At 53.5% G+C, this 19399-nt stretch carries 18 protein-coding genes; 17 read left to right on the top strand and 1 reads right to left on the bottom strand.

The annotated features are described in order from the left end of the window. The first annotated feature begins 6 nt into the window (after window positions 1-6). The 16 genes from ureG (at window position 7) to BD749_RS16440 (ending at window position 15353) form a co-directional block, all read left to right on the top strand. Window positions 7-633, top strand: a complete 627-nt coding sequence (ureG, locus tag BD749_RS16515; protein ID WP_007653122.1) for an urease accessory protein UreG — start codon at window positions 7-9, stop codon at window positions 631-633. Continuing rightward, on the top strand, window positions 626-1633 hold the full coding sequence (locus BD749_RS16510) for an urease accessory protein UreD (RefSeq protein ID WP_101446369.1): 1008 nt from the start codon (window positions 626-628) through the stop codon (window positions 1631-1633). Before ureG ends, BD749_RS16510 begins: the two co-directional genes overlap by 8 nt. A gap of 9 nt (window positions 1634-1642) precedes the next feature. Beyond that, the gene (locus BD749_RS16505; protein WP_101446367.1) at window positions 1643-1987 is read left to right on the top strand and encodes a hydrogenase maturation nickel metallochaperone HypA/HybF; all 345 of its coding nucleotides are present in this window, start codon (window positions 1643-1645) and stop codon (window positions 1985-1987) included. A 24-nt stretch (window positions 1988-2011) separates the two neighbouring features. Further along, on the top strand, window positions 2012-2731 hold the full coding sequence (gene hypB / locus BD749_RS16500; RefSeq protein WP_180336436.1) for a hydrogenase nickel incorporation protein HypB: 720 nt from the start codon (window positions 2012-2014) through the stop codon (window positions 2729-2731). A 6-nt stretch (window positions 2732-2737) separates the two neighbouring features. Continuing rightward, the gene (locus tag BD749_RS16495; RefSeq protein WP_101446365.1) at window positions 2738-3226 is read left to right on the top strand and encodes an urease accessory protein UreE; all 489 of its coding nucleotides are present in this window, start codon (window positions 2738-2740) and stop codon (window positions 3224-3226) included. Window positions 3227-3410: 184 nt separating this feature from the next. Further along, a complete protein-coding gene (locus BD749_RS16490) occupies window positions 3411-4448 on the top strand; it encodes an ABC transporter substrate-binding protein (protein WP_180336435.1) in 1038 nt (345 codons plus the stop codon). After that, window positions 4445-5452: a FecCD family ABC transporter permease gene (locus BD749_RS16485; RefSeq protein WP_101446361.1), complete on the top strand. Its 1008-nt coding sequence runs from the start codon at window positions 4445-4447 to the stop codon at window positions 5450-5452. Before BD749_RS16490 ends, BD749_RS16485 begins: the two co-directional genes overlap by 4 nt. Continuing rightward, entirely contained in the window at window positions 5449-6216 is a 768-nt protein-coding gene (locus BD749_RS16480) for an ABC transporter ATP-binding protein (RefSeq protein ID WP_101446359.1), read from the top strand. Before BD749_RS16485 ends, BD749_RS16480 begins: the two co-directional genes overlap by 4 nt. A 274-nt stretch (window positions 6217-6490) precedes the next feature. After that, entirely contained in the window at window positions 6491-7570 is a 1080-nt protein-coding gene (locus tag BD749_RS16475; protein WP_180336434.1) for a porin, read from the top strand. Between the two features lie 139 nt (window positions 7571-7709). Further along, the gene (locus BD749_RS16470) at window positions 7710-8261 is read left to right on the top strand and encodes a GNAT family N-acetyltransferase (RefSeq protein ID WP_101446355.1); all 552 of its coding nucleotides are present in this window, start codon (window positions 7710-7712) and stop codon (window positions 8259-8261) included. Between the two features lie 3 nt (window positions 8262-8264). Then, window positions 8265-10712, top strand: coding sequence for a TonB-dependent receptor (locus tag BD749_RS16465; RefSeq protein WP_101446353.1), 2448 nt, complete (start codon window positions 8265-8267; stop codon window positions 10710-10712). A 673-nt stretch (window positions 10713-11385) separates the two neighbouring features. After that, window positions 11386-11790, top strand: a complete 405-nt coding sequence (gene rnk, locus BD749_RS16460; protein WP_101446351.1) for a nucleoside diphosphate kinase regulator — start codon at window positions 11386-11388, stop codon at window positions 11788-11790. 46 nt (window positions 11791-11836) lie between these two features. Beyond that, the gene (locus BD749_RS16455) at window positions 11837-12859 is read left to right on the top strand and encodes a rod shape-determining protein (RefSeq protein WP_101446349.1); all 1023 of its coding nucleotides are present in this window, start codon (window positions 11837-11839) and stop codon (window positions 12857-12859) included. 228 nt (window positions 12860-13087) lie between these two features. Continuing rightward, a complete protein-coding gene (locus BD749_RS16450; protein ID WP_101446347.1) occupies window positions 13088-13624 on the top strand; it encodes a YceI family protein in 537 nt (178 codons plus the stop codon). A gap of 134 nt (window positions 13625-13758) precedes the next feature. Beyond that, window positions 13759-14694 (top strand): ring-cleaving dioxygenase, encoded by a 936-nt coding sequence (locus BD749_RS16445; protein ID WP_101446345.1) that lies wholly within the window; start codon window positions 13759-13761, stop codon window positions 14692-14694. A gap of 35 nt (window positions 14695-14729) precedes the next feature. Continuing rightward, window positions 14730-15353, top strand: coding sequence for an alpha/beta hydrolase (locus BD749_RS16440; RefSeq protein ID WP_101446343.1), 624 nt, complete (start codon window positions 14730-14732; stop codon window positions 15351-15353). Window positions 15354-15964: 611 nt separating this feature from the next. On the opposite strand, the gene BD749_RS16435 is transcribed toward BD749_RS16440, so the two are convergent. Beyond that, the gene (locus BD749_RS16435; RefSeq protein ID WP_101446341.1) at window positions 15965-17551 is read right to left on the bottom strand and encodes a hypothetical protein; all 1587 of its coding nucleotides are present in this window, start codon (window positions 17549-17551) and stop codon (window positions 15965-15967) included. Window positions 17552-18235: 684 nt separating this feature from the next. On the opposite strand from BD749_RS16435, the gene BD749_RS16430 reads away from it, so the two are divergent. Further along, window positions 18236-19396 (top strand): galactokinase, encoded by a 1161-nt coding sequence (locus BD749_RS16430; RefSeq protein WP_101446339.1) that lies wholly within the window; start codon window positions 18236-18238, stop codon window positions 19394-19396. Window positions 19397-19399 lie beyond the last annotated feature (3 nt).

Below are 19399 nucleotides of genomic sequence, written 5' to 3'. Positions count from 1 at the left end.
TACTTTATGTCAAAAAAACATGTGAGAATAGGGGTTGCTGGTCCTGTAGGATCAGGAAAAACGGCTTTGATTGAACGCCTGACCCGCAAGATGAGTGAAGCGTACAGCATCTGTGTCGTGACCAACGACGTGTATACCCGCGAGGATGCTGATTTTTTGACAAAGAATTCCTGCCTGCCTGCCGACCGCATCATGGGTGTGGAGACGGGCGGCTGCCCGCATACTGCCATACGCGAGGATGCCTCGATGAACATTGAGGCCGTGGAAGAACTGGTAGAGCGCCACCCCGATACGGAGATCGTGTTCGTAGAGAGCGGCGGCGATAACCTGTCTGCCACCTTCAGCCCCGATTTGGCTGATGTGACCATTTTCGTGATTGACGTGGCCGAGGGCGACAAAATGCCCCGCAAGGGAGGCCCGGGCATCACCAAGTCTGATTTGCTGATCATAAACAAAACGGACCTGGCCCCTTATGTAAATGCCGACCTGGACATGATGGACCGCGACACAAAGAGAATGCGCGGCGAGCGACCGTACATCTTCACCAACCTGATGAAACTGGAAGGTTTGGATGATGTGATCAACTGGATCAAGACGTATGCTTTACTAGAAAAAACAGAGGCGCATGCTTAAAAGTACCATCAAGGTTAACGCGGAGAGGGAAGGGGCGCTGACACTCCTGAAAGAGAGTTGCCACAATGCGCCCTACAAAGTGATCCACTACGGCTCCCGACATCTGCATGAACATCTGGAGCTGATCATGATGAGCTCTTCTCCGGGTATCATGGATGGGGATGAAATTGACATTGAGGTGAACGTGCATGAGGATGCCCGCTTGAAGCTGTTTACGCAGTCCTTCAATAGGCTGCACCCCATGGAGAAAGGGGCCGTGCAACGGACAAATGTGCTGGTGAAGAAAGGCGGCATCTACAAATTCATCCCACACCCGATCACGCCATTTGCTAATTCTATTTTCAGGACAGTGAATGAGATCCATGTGGATGAGAACGCCAACCTGATCTGGGGCGACATCATCGCTTCGGGGCGAGTGCACTCGGGAGAATCGTTTCAATTTACGCGCCTGCACAGCATCACCAAGGTATACAGTGGCAAAAAGCTGGTGCTGTTCGACAACCAGTTGCTCGAGCCCGGCAACCAGCCATTTGACTCGATCCTGTTTTATGAGCGCTATACCCACCAGGCTACGCTGATCTATGTATCGCTTTATGCGGCGGAGCTGAAAGCAGAGCTGGACGAGATCCTGACGGCTCAGTACGAGGAGTTTACTTTTGGCTTTACGCAGTGCGCACCGAATGCCGTGATGATCCGGGCACTGGGCAACGAAGGCGTGATGCTCTATGACTGGCTGAGCGCCATGGGGCAGCTGTGCTGGGAGTTTACGGTGCACAAGCAGGAAGAGGAGCAAGCTAAGTTGGAAACGGAAAAAGCACCTGAACCAGAAGTTGAAGAAGCGGCGCCAGTAGCTGAAACACAAACAAAGCGAAGCAGCGCCAAACGAACAAAAAAAGACGCAACCGCAAAAGGCTCAGCTAAAAAAGCAAAAGCTATACCTGAGGCACCAGCCGAAGAGGATTTGGAAGAAGTGCTGGCCGAGGCGGTAGCAGAGAAATAGAGAGAAACCATGCACGAGATTTCGATTGTACGGAACGTCTTTGAAACACTGCAGGAAACCTATCCCGACAAGTTTGAGCGGATAACGAAAGTGCAGATAGAGGCGGGTTTGCTGAGCAATATACAGCCCATCCTGATCCAGAACGCCTTTGAGGCCCTGATCATGGAAGAGCCGCAGCTGGCCGACATTGAGCTGGAGGTGCTTTTGCTGCCCATTATCGCCCACTGTGCTGCCTGCGACAAAGACTTCGAAGTGAATCGGCACAAGTTTGTGTGCGACTGCGGCACTCCCTCCAAAAACATTGTGCAGGGAGAGGAGCTGCAGATCAGCCGCATTGAATTTTTAGAGAACTAACCCTAAGACTTAAAAGATATAGATATGAGTACACCATCCATGCCTAAAAGCAACAGAATGCCGGTAGGCTCTGTACAGTGCGATAATACCACCCTCAACCTGTTAAAGGCCAACGACTTCGTGGCCAAAGCCATCCGCGACAGATTGCCTGATGTGGTGGTGATCAACGTGTGTTCCTCTCCGGGCAGCGGCAAAACCACCCTGATGCAGGAAACCGGCAAGCGCCTGAGCGACAAACTGAACATGGCTGTGTTGGTAGGTGACCCTGAAACCGACCGCGATGCCATCCGCATGAAAGAAGTGGGCATTAACGCCCTGCAGATTGTGACAGGCGGCATGTGCCACATCGAGGCCCAGATGATTCTGCAGGCACTCGACCACATCGACCTGACGGGCGTTGATCTTCTCTTCATTGAGAACGTGGGCAATCTGGTTTGCCCTGCCGCCTTTGATTTGGGCGAAGACATTCGGGTAACCGTGCTGGCTGCGACCGAGGGCGACGACAAGCCAAAGAAATACCCGCGCATGTTCCTGACCAGCGAGCTGATGGTGGTTTCCAAAGCCGACCTGCTGCCTTATGTGCCTTTCTCGGTAGAGGCCGCCACGCAGGATGCCCGCGAAGTGAACCCGACCATAGAAGTGATAAGCATCAGCAGCCTGAAAGGCGATGGCATGGACGATTGGTGCAACTGGCTGCTGGCCAAAGTGGATGAAAAGAAGAAAGCCAAACTGGCGACAGCCTGATTCCGCATGGCAAGAGAGTTGTCCGTGCAGACGGAACCCATTGTTGTAATGCAAGCACTCGCCGGAGAGCAGGGTATAGGCGGCCGCACGGTCGACTACTTCGAGATAGAGTGGTACGAAGCCTCCCGATCGAAAATGCGGAAGAAGACGCAGGGCGGGGTGGAGGTGCTGGTTGACAAGGCGCATAGAGAACCCCTGGAAGACGGGGACCTGCTATACCTGTCCGAGGACCTGGCCATCCTGCTGAAGATAAAGCCCTGCGAATGTGTGGTGCTATACCCGCGTAGCTTGCAGGAAGTGGGCACCATCTGCTTTGAGATCGGCAACAAGCATGTCCCGATTTTTATGAACGATGACCAGGAGGTATGTGTGGCCTACGATGCGCCGCTGTACCAACTGCTGCTGAGCGGGGGCTTTGTGATGGAGATAGAGGAGCGGGTGCTGCATCCTGCCCAGATGGTGAAAGCCTACGGCAATCTGGCCAGAAAAAAATGAGGAAGACGCTATACCCTGGCCGGTTTTATAGACTCTGATTGGTACATCCTATTTTATAAAAGCAGACTGTTCTTCCCGCTTCGGCAGGAGCGGTCTGCCTTTTGGTATTCGATATGTTAGATAGACAAAACGGTTCCGCACCATGAACTTTAAAGGAGGTACACAGCGATTTTGTGAAGGACATATGAGAAGTTGGAGAGAAAAGATGGCCACCCGTTTGGTGATGGCCCTGAGTGCCTGCCTGCTTTTTTTGAGCGCCTGCAATAGCGAAAACGGAGAAGCCACTGTGGTTGCTGATGGCGCCATTGCAGTGAAGGATATACGCGGTAAAGAGGTCAGATTAAACGAACCGGCCAAGCGGGTGATCGTGCTGTATCAAGGTGCGCTGGATGGCATGTACATGCTGAATGCGGAGCACACCGTGGTAGGTATTCAGAACAACATTTACACCAATCCCGAGACGTTCAAGTATTTCAGCAAACTGGACCCGCGCATCGCCCGGAAGGAATTGCCGTCGCCCGGAAACTGGGAAACCTCCACCAACATCGAAAGCGTGCTGGCGCTCAAACCCGACCTGGTGATCATTGCCTCCGGTCAGACCGATGCCATTCGGCTGCTCGAGAGCCTGGGCATCAACGTGTATGCGGTGTCGCCACAGAACAACGATCAACTGTTCGAAGAGATCGAGAACATCGGCAGGCTGACAGGCACCCACGACCGGGCAGTAGAACTGCTAAGCTATACCCGTGGCAAGCTGGACGAAATAGCGGAAGCGACGGACCACATAGAGCAAAAGAAATCGGTGTACTACGCCTGGTCAGGAGGCAGGATCTATTCCACTTCGGGCCAGAATAGCCGCATGCACGAGTGTTTTGAACTGGCCGGCGTGCGCAATGCCTGTACCTTCGAGGTGGACCAGCCCAACATCAACCCGGAAACACTGATTTCGTGGGACCCTGACCTGATTCTGCTCTGGAGCACCGACCCGCAGGTACTGTATGACAAGAAGGAACTGGCAGTGCTGACGGCGGTCAAAAACAAAAACGTGCATGTGCTGGAGCCGCCGTTTTTCTACGACCCGCATACCCTGAAAATCATGTATGCCGCCATCGAGCTGCATAACGTGGCCTATGGTGCGAACAAAAACTTCGACCTCGAAAAGGACCGAAGGGAGATTATGACGAATCTGTACGGTGCCAAAGCCACTGCCCTGTTTGAATGAGAAAAGTACTGACCGGCTTCCTGATCTACGGCCTGCCTATACCCCTGCTGCTGTATTCCCTGACGGTGGGTCCGTCGCAGGGGCTGGTATTTGCTGATTACTGGGACTGGGGGAAGGCGGCGCTGCAGGGCGACATTCACGAGAGCTCGACCAAAATCTACATGCTTAACAACATCATCGAGAATGTGCGTCTGCCGCGCGTGTTGCTCACCTTCATCATCGGGGCTGGTCTGGCCGCTTCCGGGGGAGCGTTGCAGGGCATCTTCCGTAATCCGCTTGTGGACCCTTATGTGCTGGGCATCTCCTCGGGCTCGGCTTTCGGGGCGGCGCTGGCCATTGCGTTTCCGCTGCTGCACATCAATGTGATGGCCTTTGTACTGGGCGTGGCCTCAGTGGTGATGACCTATTCCTTTGCCTTCAGCAACAACAAGTCGTCTATTGTGGCGGTCATTCTTTCAGGTATGATCGTGTCGGGCATTTTCACGGCATCGCTTACGGTGGTGCAGTACATGAGCGACCCCTACAAGCTGCAGGCCATTGTGCAGTGGACGATGGGCAACCTGCACCACGCTTCCTGGGATAAAATACAGACAGCGGCTCTTCCCGTAGGTATAGGCATTGTGGGCATGTACCTGATGCGCTGGCGCCTCAACCTGCTGGCGCTGGGCGAGCATGAGGCCAAGGCCGTGGGCGTAAACCCGACAGCCGACAAAGCCACGCTGGTCGCGCTGGCGACGCTCACCACGTCCACCTCGGTGGCGGCTGCCGGTGTCATCAGCATGTATGGCCTTTTTATACCTCACCTCACCCGCATGATGGTGGGGCCGGATAACCGCAAGGCTATGCCAGCCAACATTTTTTTCGGCGGGTCCTTTCTGGTGATCATTGACAATTTCTCCCGCTCCCTGATGGACTTCGAAATTCCGATCGGCATTTTTACGATGCTGCTGGGAGCTCCTTTTTTCCTCTTTCTGATGAAGAAAAACAAAATTAACTGGGTATGACAGATGCGGCGATAGAAGTAGAAAACCTCAGCTTTGGGTATGGCCAGACGCCTATCCTGGAAAGCGTGAACGTGGCTTTTCCGTCCAACCGTTTCTCGGTATTGCTCGGACGAAACGGCAGCGGCAAATCCACGCTCTTCAACATCATGGCGGGGCTGCAGAAGTATAAGCAGGGCTCTGTGAGGCTGATGGGCAAAGAGCGGAGCAAGATGTCTTTCTCGGATTGCGCCCGCGTGCTGGGTTTCCTACCGCAGTTCCATAAGTCAGTGTTTCCCTTTAAGGTGAAAGATGTGGTGCTGACTGGCAGAGCGGCTTTCTCTGCCTTCACACCCAGGAAGAGCGACATGACGAAAGTGGGGCAGGCCATTGAGGAGCTGGGCATCAGTCACCTGGCCGACAGGCCCTATACCGAGCTGTCTGGCGGGGAGCAACAACTGGTGATGATTGCGCGGGTGCTGGTGCAAAACCCGAAGATCATCCTGCTGGACGAGCCCACCAACCACCTCGACGTGTACTACCAGACCTATGTGCTGGATAGGCTCAAGAAACTAACCGAAAACAACCTGACCGTCATTGCCATCATGCACGACCCGAACATGGCCTTCTTATACGCTGACCATTGCTACTTCATGAAGGACCGCACTGTGGTGACACCGACCGAACAATTCGACTACCATGCCAGCACTTTTCTGGAGTATGTGTATGACGTGCGCTTTACGACCGTGATGGTGAACGATAAACTGATGGTAGTGCCCGGAAGATAATTGCTGGTACCTAGGTGCTTGGGAAAAGATAATAATGTGCCTGATTCTACAATGGCTTCAGTCTGTTAGAGCACTTTCTAAATTGAACAGGCTTTAAATTTTTGTAGAAGTATCTAAATACAAAATACTTATGAATAAATATTACCTCTCTTTTGCTTTTGTACTGCTTGTGGTTCAGTCAGCATTTGCCCCAAATACCGCTGTCGGGCAAATCTATACGGACAGTACGAGTACGAATAAAACACCTGCTAACCAAGAGCTCGGGAAAAGCACCTTGTCGAGTTTAAGCGAAAAAATAGACATCAATTTTCTGTTCCGGAGCTCCCTGGAGTTTCCGAGCGGATCTGAAAACCAAGGCGCTATCAGGCTGAATGAATCGCGGCTGGAGTTAAGGGGAGATCTGACACCGGAGCTGAGCTTTCGGGTGAGATATAGGCTAAACAGAGGCTTTGCTCCCAATAGCCTGGATAATGCGCCGGGAGCCATCGACCATGCCAATGTAACGTACCGGTTTGGCAATGAGAAGAAATGGCACCTGACTGCCGGCAAGCAGTCGGCAAGTGTCGGGAGTTGGGAGTTCGATAAAAATCCAACGTTCGAGTACCAGTATACCGAGTATGTGAACAGGCAGCTGAACCTGTTTTTGCTGGCCATGAAGCTAGGCTACGATATCACCGAGAACCATACCTTTCAGGTGCAGTTGCACAACACCTTCAACAACGATTTCAACGCGACATTTAACGGAACAGGCTATGCTAAAGACGGATTGAGGCCATCGAAAACGCCGCTTGGCTTATACGTTGCGTGGCTGGGAAACATGTTTGACAGAAAATGGCAGACCTTTTACAGCTACAACGTTTCGCAGTTTGCCCGGGATAAAACAAATCATGGGGTGTCCATCGGCAACCAGATAACGCTGGATAGATTGAGTGGCTACCTCGATCTGCAGAGTGCCAACCTGGCCGTCGACTATCCGAACATCGGGTCACCTGCTGCCAACGCATTAGGGGCATCTTCACCGGCCTTCGTGCCCACCTTTTTGCAGGATGTCAACTACAAGACAGCCGTGCTGCGCCTCGATTATGAGTTTATACCCAAGTGGTTCCTCACAACCAAGGGCTATTACGAGACGGCCAGTCACCGCGAAGATGGCGGTATTGGCGATAATTTCAGAAAGAACATGGGCTATTGGGCAGGTCTGGAGTACAAGCCGATTGCAAGCCAGGATATGAAGTTGTTTACCTATTACTATTACAACACGACCCGCTATAACAATGCAGTGGCCCAGGCAAACGCGAATCAGAAAATGCATCTCTTTGCAGTGGGTGTACTCTACTTCGTCAATGCACTTTAAGCCTGGCTATACCTTCCTGTAGCCGCCACCAAATCAGCGGGCAACAGCGTGGTGAAAGGGCAGGGTAGAGCCAAGTGTCGGGGAGCAGAACGAGTAAAGGATATACTAAAAAGTGGTGCCAGAAAAATAAACAGACAGGATGATACAGATAAAGGCAGTCGAAAAAGAGCGGATTCCGGAGTTGGTGCGCTACGTAATGGATTTCCGCAAGGAGCTGTTCCCGATGATAGACCACAGTCAATTGCCGCCCGACCTGGCGCGTTTTGAGGCAGCTTACATCGAGGACAGGTATGCCGCTTTTCTGATTGCCACCGACCTGTCTGGTGCCATTGTCGGCACCATCGGCATGCGCCCTTACGACCACCGTTTTAAGCACCTAAATTACAAAGGGCAACTGACCGCAGAGGTGCAGAAACTATACGTGGAACCCTCATTGCGCGAGCTCGGGCTCGGCACACTCCTGTTCAATGGCCTGAAAGAGGAAGCTGAGCGCAAAGGCATCGAAACGCTATACCTGCACACGCACCCTTTCCTCTCCGGCGCCAGGGAATTCTGGTCAAAACAGGGCTTTCAACTGGTTTGTCAGGACGAGACACCCGTTTACCAAACCATCCACATGGACCTGCAGCTGAAAGCAGCCGTAGAGGCACAGCCATACCTCCAATCCGGAGCAGCGCTCAAACTGACATAGCCCATGACTGCAAAGTTGATGAAAGGTATACGGAATACCCTGTTGCTATACCTGATCTGTATACCTGTTTTTGCGCAGCTGACTGGCAGTGTGAGCGGCAAGGTGAAGGACGAAAAGGGAGAGGCATTGGTCGGGGTTTCAGTCGGTATAAAAGATGCCTCGATAGGGGATGTCACGGCCCTGGACGGCACCTTCAAGCTAGATGGCCTGCCTTACGGGCGCTATACCTTGTTGGTGAAAGGTCTTGGCATGGTGGACAAAACCGTTCCTCTTGCCCTGACCGAGCAGTCGCCCCATGTGTGGCTGGATGTGGTGCTGGACCGGCAGACCCACGTGATGCAGGAAGTACTGGTAACGGGCCGCAAGGAAACCAATTATGTGAACGACTACAGCTTTGTGGGCACCAAACTGCAGAGCCGGGTCGTGGATGTGCCGCAGACCATCTCCTCAGTCACCAAGGAGTTGATCGAGGACCAGCAGGCTTTTCTGGTGACGGACGTGGTACAGAACCTGGCGGGGGTGAACCAGTACTCCGCTTACGACGACCTCACCATCCGGGGCTTCCGCAACGGCTTTGATACCGGGTATCGGCTGGTGAACGGCCTGCGCTCCGGCTACGGCTATGGCACGAGCTTTTTCCGGGTACCGCTCACGGTCAATCTGGAGAGCGTGGAAGTGCTCAAAGGCCCCGGCGCTGCCCTCTTCGGCGACATCAACCCGGGCGGCACGGTGAACCTGGTGACCAAAAAGCCGCTGGACGAAAACCGGAAAGCGGTGAGCTTTTCGGTCGGCAGCTTCCAGACCATGCGCACCAGCCTTGACCTGACGGGCCCGCTCAACGAGGACAAGTCTTTGCTCTACCGGCTCAACATCGGCTACGAAGACACCAAGACCTTCCGGGATGTGAACGACCGCAGCTCCCTGATGATTGCGCCTACCGTCACCTTCCGGCCCACGAAGAATACCACTGTCAATGCCGAGCTGGTCTACAGCCAGTTTGACGGCTACCTCGACCGGGGCATGGGCATCCGGGGCGGCGACCTGTACGCACTGCCACGGTCCTTTACGCTGAGCCAGCCCAGCGACTACTACCGCGTGCGGGATATTTCCTTCAACGGCTCGCTCAACCACCGGCTTACGGATTGGCTGTCTTTCAACGCCGCCTACATGAAGTTTGTCTACCACGAAGAGCTGAGCGAGCACCGCACCCTCAACACCTTTGCCGATGCGCCTGCCAATACCATCATGAACATGCGCTACCTGGAGAAGAAGATCAACGACTATACTGACAACCTCTCGGCTTACTTCGCCCTCAGCGGCAACACCGGCTGGCTGCGGCACGATGTGGTGGCAGGTATGGACTACGTGAAATATGAAGCGGACAAGCGGGGGCACCAGTGGGAGGCACGCCAGATGGAGTTGAACGGACAGCACGTGCCTCTTACCTTCGACCTCAACAACCCGACCTACGAGCTCCGCGACCCAAGCAAGTACGTTCGCCTGCCCCTGTCGCCGTTCTTTGTCGACTACCTCAACACCAGCTACAGCACCACGGGGCTATACCTGCAGGACCAGATTACCGTAACTGACCGCCTGCGGCTCTTGCTAGGGCTGCGGCAGGAGTTTTTCCGGGACCAGCGGGTGTATGATAACGGAGAAGAAAAAGTGCACCAGAACGTGCTCCTCCCGAGGGCGGGGCTCACCTATAAGTTGCTGGATAACCTGAACTACTTCGCCAGCTACAGCCAGGGCTTCAAACCCGTGGATCCCGCCTTTGTCCGCAACCCGGAGAACTACGGCAGCGATTCCCCTTTCGACAGCGAAACCAGCTTTCAGGCAGAGTCCGGACTGAAGGGGGAGTTCCTGAACAAGCGCCTGTTTGCCTCGATGTCGGTCTTCCACATCGAGAAGCGCAACACGCTGGTGAACACGGGGCAGGTGACGGACACAGGCAACCCCATCTACCGGCAGAACGGGCGCATCAAGTCGCAGGGCGTGGAGCTGGAGGCGAACGGCAGCATCAGCCCCGCCTTCAACCTGAGCGTGAACTATGCCTTCAACCACACGGAGGTAGTCACTACCGCCCTGGAAGCCGAGCGGGGCACCATGACACCGAATGCACCCAGGCACTCGGCCGGCCTCTGGGCGAAGTATACCTTCAAAGGCGCTGGTCTGGAGGGCTTCGGGCTGGCCTTGGGCGGAAACTACGTAGGGGAGCGCCGGATGGAGCTGCAGGTGCAGGACACGCAGACAGGAAACTGGATCTGGGGCTACTGGCCGGAGTATGCGGTACTGAACGCGGCAGCCTTCTACCGGGCCAACAAGTTCCGGCTGAGCCTGAACGTCAACAACCTGCTGGATGAATTTTACTTTGTGGGCGGCTACGACTACCAGCGCGCCTTCCCCGGCGCGCCCCGACACTACATCCTCTCCGTCGGCTATACCTTCTGACGGCGGTCAGTACCCCCGCGCGGTCGGGCCAAGGGCTTTGAGCTGAGTTAGAAAGGCATAACCCGTCTCAGCGATAACCGCGTTCATTCTGGTTTCAGGTATAAGGCCCTGCGCTTTACCTGAAACAGGTGGTAAAGCGGTTGTTTTCTTGCATTTATGGGCTTTCTTCCGTTACTTTGAAGGAATACTATCAGAACCGTGCATCCCTATATTAGAACAATTCATAACTTTTCGGAGTCGCTGACAGGCTTTGTCGCGGCATCGCATCACGTTTCCCAAAGTGATGTGCTGAATGGTTATTGCCTTTTCTTCTATACAACGCCTAAGGCCTTCATTAAGTAAGCCGGAACCCTCCGGCCCCGGGCGAACGCCACCATCCTTTGCGGCAGGTCAACCCTGCTTAACATTCCAGAATTTGTCACTACACAAGACACCTTTACACAGCGCGAAAGTCCGCAGGTAAGGGAGTTTTTGTGTGTTTGCCTTTTTAAATCGCCTCCACGCCGTGCGCCGGAGGCCCAGCGTCCGCCACCGGGGCCGGGCAGAACGCTATACCTGGAACCTAGCTCGCTATTTGATTTTCAACCAATATTTTAATTTTCTGTTGATCAGCTGAGTACAATATATTTTGTCTTGCTGCATTAACATACAAAGCTTTAAGATTTTAACTTATATGAACCCGATCTATCTAACCGAAAAAGATTTCCAGCGACTGCACGCCTTGGTACAGGCGCAGCGTCAGGTAAGCGGCGCCCACACCGTGGCAGCGCTCAGCCAGGAGTTGAAACGCGCCAAAGTGGTGGCCTCCGAAGAAATTCCGGAGGATGTGGTGACCATGAACTCGCTCGTGAAACTGAGAGAGCTGAAGAGCGGCGCCCAAATGGAGCTGACCGTGGTATACCCAAAAGATGCGGATCTTTCCAAGTTTAAAATTTCAGTGCTGGCCCCTGTGGGTACCTCCATACTGGGCTGCAAAGTGGGCGACCAGGTAGAGCGGCCGGGGCCAAAGGGCACGGTGGTGTATGAGGTGATGGAGGTGCTGTACCAACCCGAAGCTGCAGGAGATCTTAACCTTTAGTAGGCGGTTGGGTTTGTTGGAGGAGAATTTTTTTACGCCATAGAGAATGGGTTTTTTAGATTTTTTCAGAGAGGATATTGCCATTGATTTGGGTACGGCCAATTTTTTGGTCATGCAAGGCGACAAAGTAGTGGTGGACGAGCCGTCCATCGTGGCCTACAGCAGATCATCGGGCAGAGTGTTGGCGATTGGCCGCAAGGCCATGCAGATGGAAGGAAAGGCGCACGAGGACATTCGCATCGTGCGGCCCATGAAGGACGGCGTGATCGCTGATTTCCATGCGGCAGAACACATGATGAAGGGGATGCTGGAGCTGATCAACGGCGGCAGGAGAAAGTTTGGCTCCTCGTTCCGGATGGTGATTTGCGTGCCTTCCGGTATAACCGAAGTGGAGAAGCGTGCTATTCGCGACTCGGCCGTCATAGCCGGGGCAAGGGAGCTATACCTGGTGCACGAACCGATCGCTGCCGCCATTGGCATCGGGCTGGATGTAGAGGAACCGAACGGGCACATGATCGTCGACATTGGCGGCGGCACGACTGAGATTGCCGTCATTGCCCTGAGCGGCATCGTATGCGACCAGTCCCTGAAAGTGGCCGGCGAGAGCTTTACCGCCGACATTGTGCACTACATGCGCAAGCACCACAACCTGCTCATCGGGCAGTCCACCGCCGACCGGATAAAGCTGGAGGTAGGGGCAGCCTTGCCTGAGTTGCAAAACCCGCCGGAGGATGTGGCCATCAAGGGCCGCGACCTGCTGACCGGTCTACCAAAGCAGGTTTTTGTTTCGTATTCGGATGTTGCTTTTTTCCTGGACCGTTCGTTGGCCAAAATAGAAGAGGCCGTGATGAAAACCCTGGAAATGACCCCGCCCGAGCTATCGGCCGACATCCACCAGACGGGCATCTACCTGACAGGTGGCGGCGCCTTGCTGCGCGGTCTGGATAAAAGGATTTCTGCCAGAACGAAGTTGCCGACCCATGTGGTAGAAGACCCGCTCCGCGCCGTGGTGCGGGGCACCGGCATTGCCACACGCAACATCGACCGCTTTCAATTCCTGATGCGTTAATTTAAAACCAACTGCTTTGGTGTAGTAGGGTATCAAGTAGCCTAATCAACACCCCACTGGAGAAAACCGGTGGGGTGTTTTTTATGAGGCAAAGCCCCTTTTCAGACGAGAAATACAGAACAGGTGAAACTTTTTTAATAAAATCAATGTATGTACATTTAAAGTCTATACATTTGTTGTAGATTTGCAGCATAGAATCATTTAAACTAAAACATAAAATAAAAGATTATGGCAAACGTAAGATGGTCAGTAGATCCCATGCACAGCGAAGTACAGTTTAAGGTAAAGCACTTGATGATCACCACAGTAACGGGTTATTTCGAGAAGTTTACCGTAGAGGCCGAGAGCGAAGACGAAAACTTTAACGGAGCTAGTAACATCGTTTTCACAGCCGATGTGAACTCAATCAGCACGAATAACGAGCAGCGCGATACCCACCTGAAGTCAGCTGACTTTTTTGACGCCGACAACCACAACGAAGTGCGCTTTGTAGGTACGCGCTACGAGCATGTAGGCGGCAACGATTACAAACTGCACGGCGACCTGACCATCCGCAGCACAACCAAGCCTGTAACGGTTGATGTTGAGTTCGGTGGCACTGTGGTGGACCCTTATGGCCAGCACAAAGCGGGTTTCACGGTAACCGGCAAGATCAGCCGCAAAGAGTTTGGCCTGACCTGGAACGCTGTGACCGAAGCAGGCAGCGTGGTGGTGAGCGACGAGATCAGGCTGCAGGCTGAAATTCAGCTGGTGAAGCAAGCCTAATTCGGCACCAATTGTCATTTCGAATGCCAGGGCGAGTTGGAGTTGCTTTCACAGTTCGGCTTTCACATCGGCGTTCGAGATGACATCATCACGTTCTATTCGCGTATATCTTTTTAACGGCAATAAGCAATCCCATGGAAGACAGAATCTTAGGAATTCACCACATCACGGCTATAGCTAATGCGGCGAAAGCTAACCTGGACTTTTACACTAAAGTGCTCGGGCTAAGGCTGCTCAAAAAGACGGTCAATTTCGATGACCCCGGCACCTACCACCTTTATTATGGTGATGAAGCAGGAAGTCCGGGTACCATCCTGACTTTCTTCCCTTACCAGGGAGCACGCCGCGGTAAGGCCGGAGCAGGTATGGCCACGCACATCGGCTATGCTGTTCCGGAGGGCAGTTTCGATTTCTGGATGAAGCGCTTTGAGGAGCACAAGGTGAGCTACGGTCGCCCTTCGGAGAAATTCGGGGAGCAGTACCTGCCTTTCCAAGACCCGGACGGCTTGCTGCTGGAGCTGGTCATTCCGAAAAATACGGATAACCGCAAGGCTTGGGAAATAGAAGAAGTGAAAGCGGAGGTGGCCACAAAGGGCTTCCATAGCGTGACCCTGACTTTGCAGAAAGCCGACAAGACGGCCGATATCTTAACCGATATCTTTGGCTATACCTTGCAGGACCAGACCGGCGGCAGTTACAGGTATAGCACCGATGCGGTGGAAGGCGCCAACATCATCGATATCGTGGAAAATCCGAATATCGGGCGTGGTGAAGGCGGGGCCGGCACTAACCACCACATCGCTTTCCGGGTGAAAGACGAAGAGGTGCTGATGCGTTTCCGGGAGGTTATCGCTGGCAAGGGCTTTAACATCACCGAGAAGATTGACCGAAATTACTTCTACTCGCTCTACTTCCGGGAGCCGGGCGGCGTACTCTTCGAGATTGCGACTGATAACCCGGGTTTTGCGGTAGATGAGCCGGTGGAGGAATTGGGACAGAAACTGTTGCTGCCACCGCAGTACGAGCCGCACCGTGCTAAAATTGAGGCCGTTTTGCCAAGCCTGGTCTAGAAGATTGTTATTGAAACCGAACGAAAGGTATCGCCATGTACACACACGAAAAGAAAGTGCTCACACAGGGCAAGCCCCTGTCAGAAACAGGCAAGGCGCTCATCCTGATTCATGGAAGAGGAGCCACGCCGACCAGCATCCTGCCTTTGGCGCACGAGTTGGGTGCCGATGATTTCACGCGCTACGCACCGCAGGCCACGAACAACACCTGGTATCCTTACAGCTTTATGGCCCCTGCCGACCAGAACCAACCGGCGCTGGATTCTGCCCTTGAACTGATTGATGAGACCGTGAAAGATATACAGGCGCAAGGTATAGCCAGCAAAGACATCTACCTACTCGGCTTCTCGCAGGGCGCCTGCCTGACGGCGGAGTACGCGAGCCGGCACGCACAGCGCTTTGGTGGCCTGCTGATCTTTACCGGAGGGCTAATTGGGCAGGAGTTAGACACGAGCCACTACAAGGGCAACTTTGAGGGCACGCCCGTGCTGATCACAACCGGCGATCCGGATTCGCACGTACCTGTCAGCAGGGTAGACGAGACTGTGAAGCAACTGGAAAGCATGGGGGCGAAAGTGACCCGCAAAGTATATCCAGGCCGTCCGCACACGATAATAGAAGAAGAAATAGAGCTGGGTAAAAAGATACTGGCTTCTTAAGTTTAAGTTTGGCTGAAAGTTGAAAAAGCTGAAAGCACCGCAGTCGGTTGCTTTCAGCTTTTTTGTTTGAGGGAAAAGCATGCTCAAACTCTCGATTGTTTAAGGTGATGAATCTAAAGCTGCCAATTGTTAGGTACAGGAGTTTTATTTAAATTTTACCTATGCCTGATTGACATCCCCCTGTACCCTTCTTTGTCGATGGCCTCTGCCCCCAAGGGGGCCTTTTCTTTAAATGCCAATCAACAGGTATAGGCGCTGTAGTTACTTTCACAAACCACTGCCACGCATTGAAAGACTAATTTGTCCCTTGGGCTATGAAACAGATCGCTTTGGCCAGGTGCACTTTACGACACTCCACTGTTGGGGGTGAAGGGGTCCCCCTGTCGAGAGCGGTCAGCGAGTGGGGGTAGGGGCCCTCGATTTGTGTCAAGACAAAAAGAAGGTGCCCGCCGCACAGGCGAAGCTATAAAACAAAACAGCTTAAGGTATAGCTAAGCAGCAGCTACGCTAGGTATAGGTATAGCCAAACTGGTCGCTATACCTGACACTCGGCCAGAGGCCCCACGATACCCGTCACAAGCGAGGACGCTCGCGCCATGAAATGTTAGCCCTTAATTCTGGCTCTCGTAACCGAAATCCTTAAACGTCTTGGCGATGTTCTCATCCGTGGCTTTATGCTTATTAGTCCAATTGGCATCCAGCTCCAGCGCAACAAGTCCTTTAAGGTTCATCACCGCCACAAAGTCATCCACATCTTTCAGGAACTCCGGTCTGCGGCGCGACGACTTGAGCGCATACTTCCGGGCGAAAACGTCGCCTTTGGTCTGCAGCTCGTTTCGCTTCTCGATGATATAATTCAGACGCTCCACCAGGTCCTTTGTGGAGCGGCCGATTACTTCGGTGGCTTCCAGTGTGCCAATGGTCATGACGGTGGTGCCTCCAATGGTCGTGATTTTTTTGCTGGTGGCCGGCTCGTCGATCACCACCGGTGCTATACCTGTTACGGCACCCATTGAGGCGTTGGCCAGGGAGCGGCCCTTCTTGCCTTTGCGGGCACGGTTGTACTTCTTTTTCAGGTCTTTCTCCGTTTCCTTGAGCTGTTCCATCAGGTCCCAGGCGCGCACCAGCGATGCACGGTACTCGTTGTAAAGCTTCTGGTCCTTTTCGCCCTCGTTCACAGCATTGAGTACGGTAATCGACACAGTTCGCTCGTCGCGCTTGTTCGATTTGTCAAGCACAAAAAATGTCATTTCAAAAGCCACCGAGTCAAGTGGGTCGCGCACGAAATCGTAGCCTGGGCGCCAGATGAACTCGTACTGCGACGGCGTGTTTTTGACCAGAGCCGAAGCCGGCACCAGGGTGTTGGTGGAGATAAAGCTAAAGGAGGCGATGTCGGGCTCGCCGTTCGGGTCGTAGATCTGGAACTTGATGTTCAGGGTGGCATCCTCCTTATACACAAAGCGCTTCTGCGATGGGATCATCTGCAGGGTAGGGGGCAGGTCCTGTTGCGTCACCTCTACCTTAAAAGCGCCCTTTGTGCGCGCTTTGGCGGGTTGGTCTTCTACATAAAACTCCACCATAAGGGGCTTGTTGCGTAGCCGATTGAACTGCGTGAGCGAAGGCTTCCAGGTGAATTCACCCTGGGCCGAAAGTTTAGCACCCTCTGGCATGCCGTCGGCAATGGCCACAAACACGATCGGGTCCTCGTCTTCGTCCTGCACCGCCGCCGACTCAATGGTATAGGTGTTTTGGGTGTTGTAGCGCACGTAGAGCGGCTTGAGCTCGCCCACTACGGGAGGGCGGTTCACGTGCTCCACCTTAAAGTCTACTACCTGGCTGGTGCTTTCGTCTTTCTCGTTGCGAGCCTCAAAAATCACCTGCAAAATGCGTCCACCGCTCAACCGGTCTACAAAATCGTAACTGGGCGTCCATGAGAAATAGCCGAGCGAGTCGAAGACCATGCCGTCGACTTTGCCCTGCTTGATGCTATACCTGAATGCGGTGCCGGTGCCGCCACTGGCCTGCACCTTAAACTCAAGCTGCTGCCCTTCTTTCAGTACATTCCAGCCGGGTTCGGTCGGAAACTGAAGCTTAATGGCAGATGCCTTGGAAGATTTGCCAGAGGTGGGGGTGTCCTGGGCAATTGCTTGGGCGATGGTAAGGAGCAGAAGAGAAAAAAGAAGTAGACTCTTTTTCATATGAACTGTATGGTGCAATAAAGTGCTAGAGAATGCTTAAACGTTTAGGTAGTGTCCAGCAGGACAGGCAGGAGCGATGCTGTAGGCACGTGCTAAAGCCGCCTGGCTGCAGCGTGCGTCCTGAGATAACGGATGGTGGCTTCCGCTGCGAAACAAAGGCTATATGAACGACGAAGTTTGAACATGCTCTTTTAGAAGCCTCTAAGTTAGCAAAGACTTCTGCGTTTAACAAAGCAGGTCTTCGGCTAAAATTTTAAACAGTCTTTTGATCTATTGTGCCCCGGTTAAATACAATGCCGACGTGTACTGTGCCTGATGTTAAAGAGTGGCTGTGGAGCAGGGGCATAGCTGGCTCCAAACTGCTTGCTGTAATCTTCCAGTATGCGAGTGCCTGCTAAATCCCGAAGCTTACGTCACACACCTGCCAACTTCAACTGTTATGAACTAGACACGAAGCTGGTAAACTAATTTCAATTGGCTATATTGGAGGCAGATATTCAGCAGTGGCTTTGGCCGATTGGCACTTGCAAGTGATTCCGAAGATATAGCAGAAACAGAGCTTAGCAAGCGAACACCAGAACCAATCGAGCCGAAAAAATGACTAAATACTAAGGTATAGGTTGATTGCGGCATAACCGCTTTAGAGTTGGTGTAGTCATAGAATGCCTGCATACAGAACAAACGATGCTAAACAAGATCAAACAAGCTTTTCAAGCCCGATACAACGGGGAACCAATCATTGTCCGCTCCCCCGGTCGGGTAAACCTGATCGGTGAGCATACCGACTACAACGAGGGCTTTGTGCTGCCGGCCGCCATTGACAAGGAGATTTACTTCGCTGTGGCGCCTAACCAGGGCCATTTCTTCCGGGTATACGCCTTCGACCTGCAACAGGAGGCGGAATTCGATCTGAGGCAGGTGCAGCGGACTGAGTTGAGTTGGGCCAATTACCTGCTCGGTGTCATTGCGCAGTTCCAACAGGCGGGTTATGATGTGAGAGGCTTTGACCTGGTGTACGGCGGCAACATCCCGATTGGGGCTGGAATTTCCTCCTCAGCGGCCGTGGAGTGCGGATTGGCCTTCGCTCTGAACCATCTCTTCGAGCTAGGCATACCCAAGTTTGACATGGTAAAGATGGCGCAAATGGCCGAGCATTCCTACGCAGGTGTGCGCTGTGGCATCATGGATCAGTTCGCCAGCATGTACGGTCGGCAGGGGCACGCAGTCAGGCTTGATTGCCGCTCCCTGGAGTTCGACTATTACCCTCTCGACATGGCCGATTACCGCATTGTACTCTGTGACACACAGGTGAAGCACAGCCTGGCTTCGTCGGAGTACAACACCCGCCGACAGGAGTGCGAAGCCGGTGTAGCACTGCTGCAGCGTCACTACCCGCAGGTCAGGAGTCTGCGCGACGTTACGATGGGCATGCTGGAACAGCACCAGGAAGAGTTTAACCCCACCGTGTACAGGCGCTGCACCTTTGTGGTGCACGAAAACAATCGGGTAGAGGAGGCCTGTCTGGCGTTGGAGCAGGGCGATATGCATACCTTCGGCGAGAAAATGTATGCCTCGCACCGCGGCCTGCAGCACGACTACGAAGTGAGCTGCCCCGAACTGGACTTTCTGGTAGAGCAAACACACGACCTGGAAGAGGTGCTGGGTGCCCGCATGATGGGTGGCGGCTTCGGTGGCTGCACCATTAACCTGGTGAAGCTGGAAGCGCTTGGTGGCTTTACCGAGAAAATGGAAGAAGCCTACAGACTGCAGTTCGGCATTCAGCTCAAAACCTATGTGGCCGAGATCGCGGATGGCAGCAGCCTGGAAGAATCCCATAACCTATAACAG

It is taken from the genome of Pontibacter ramchanderi (genome assembly GCF_002846395.1).
GTDB classification, from domain to species: domain Bacteria; phylum Bacteroidota; class Bacteroidia; order Cytophagales; family Hymenobacteraceae; genus Pontibacter; species Pontibacter ramchanderi.
The sequence above is the reverse complement of the archived record's forward strand: the minus strand, read 5'-3'. Positions and strand labels throughout refer to the sequence as shown.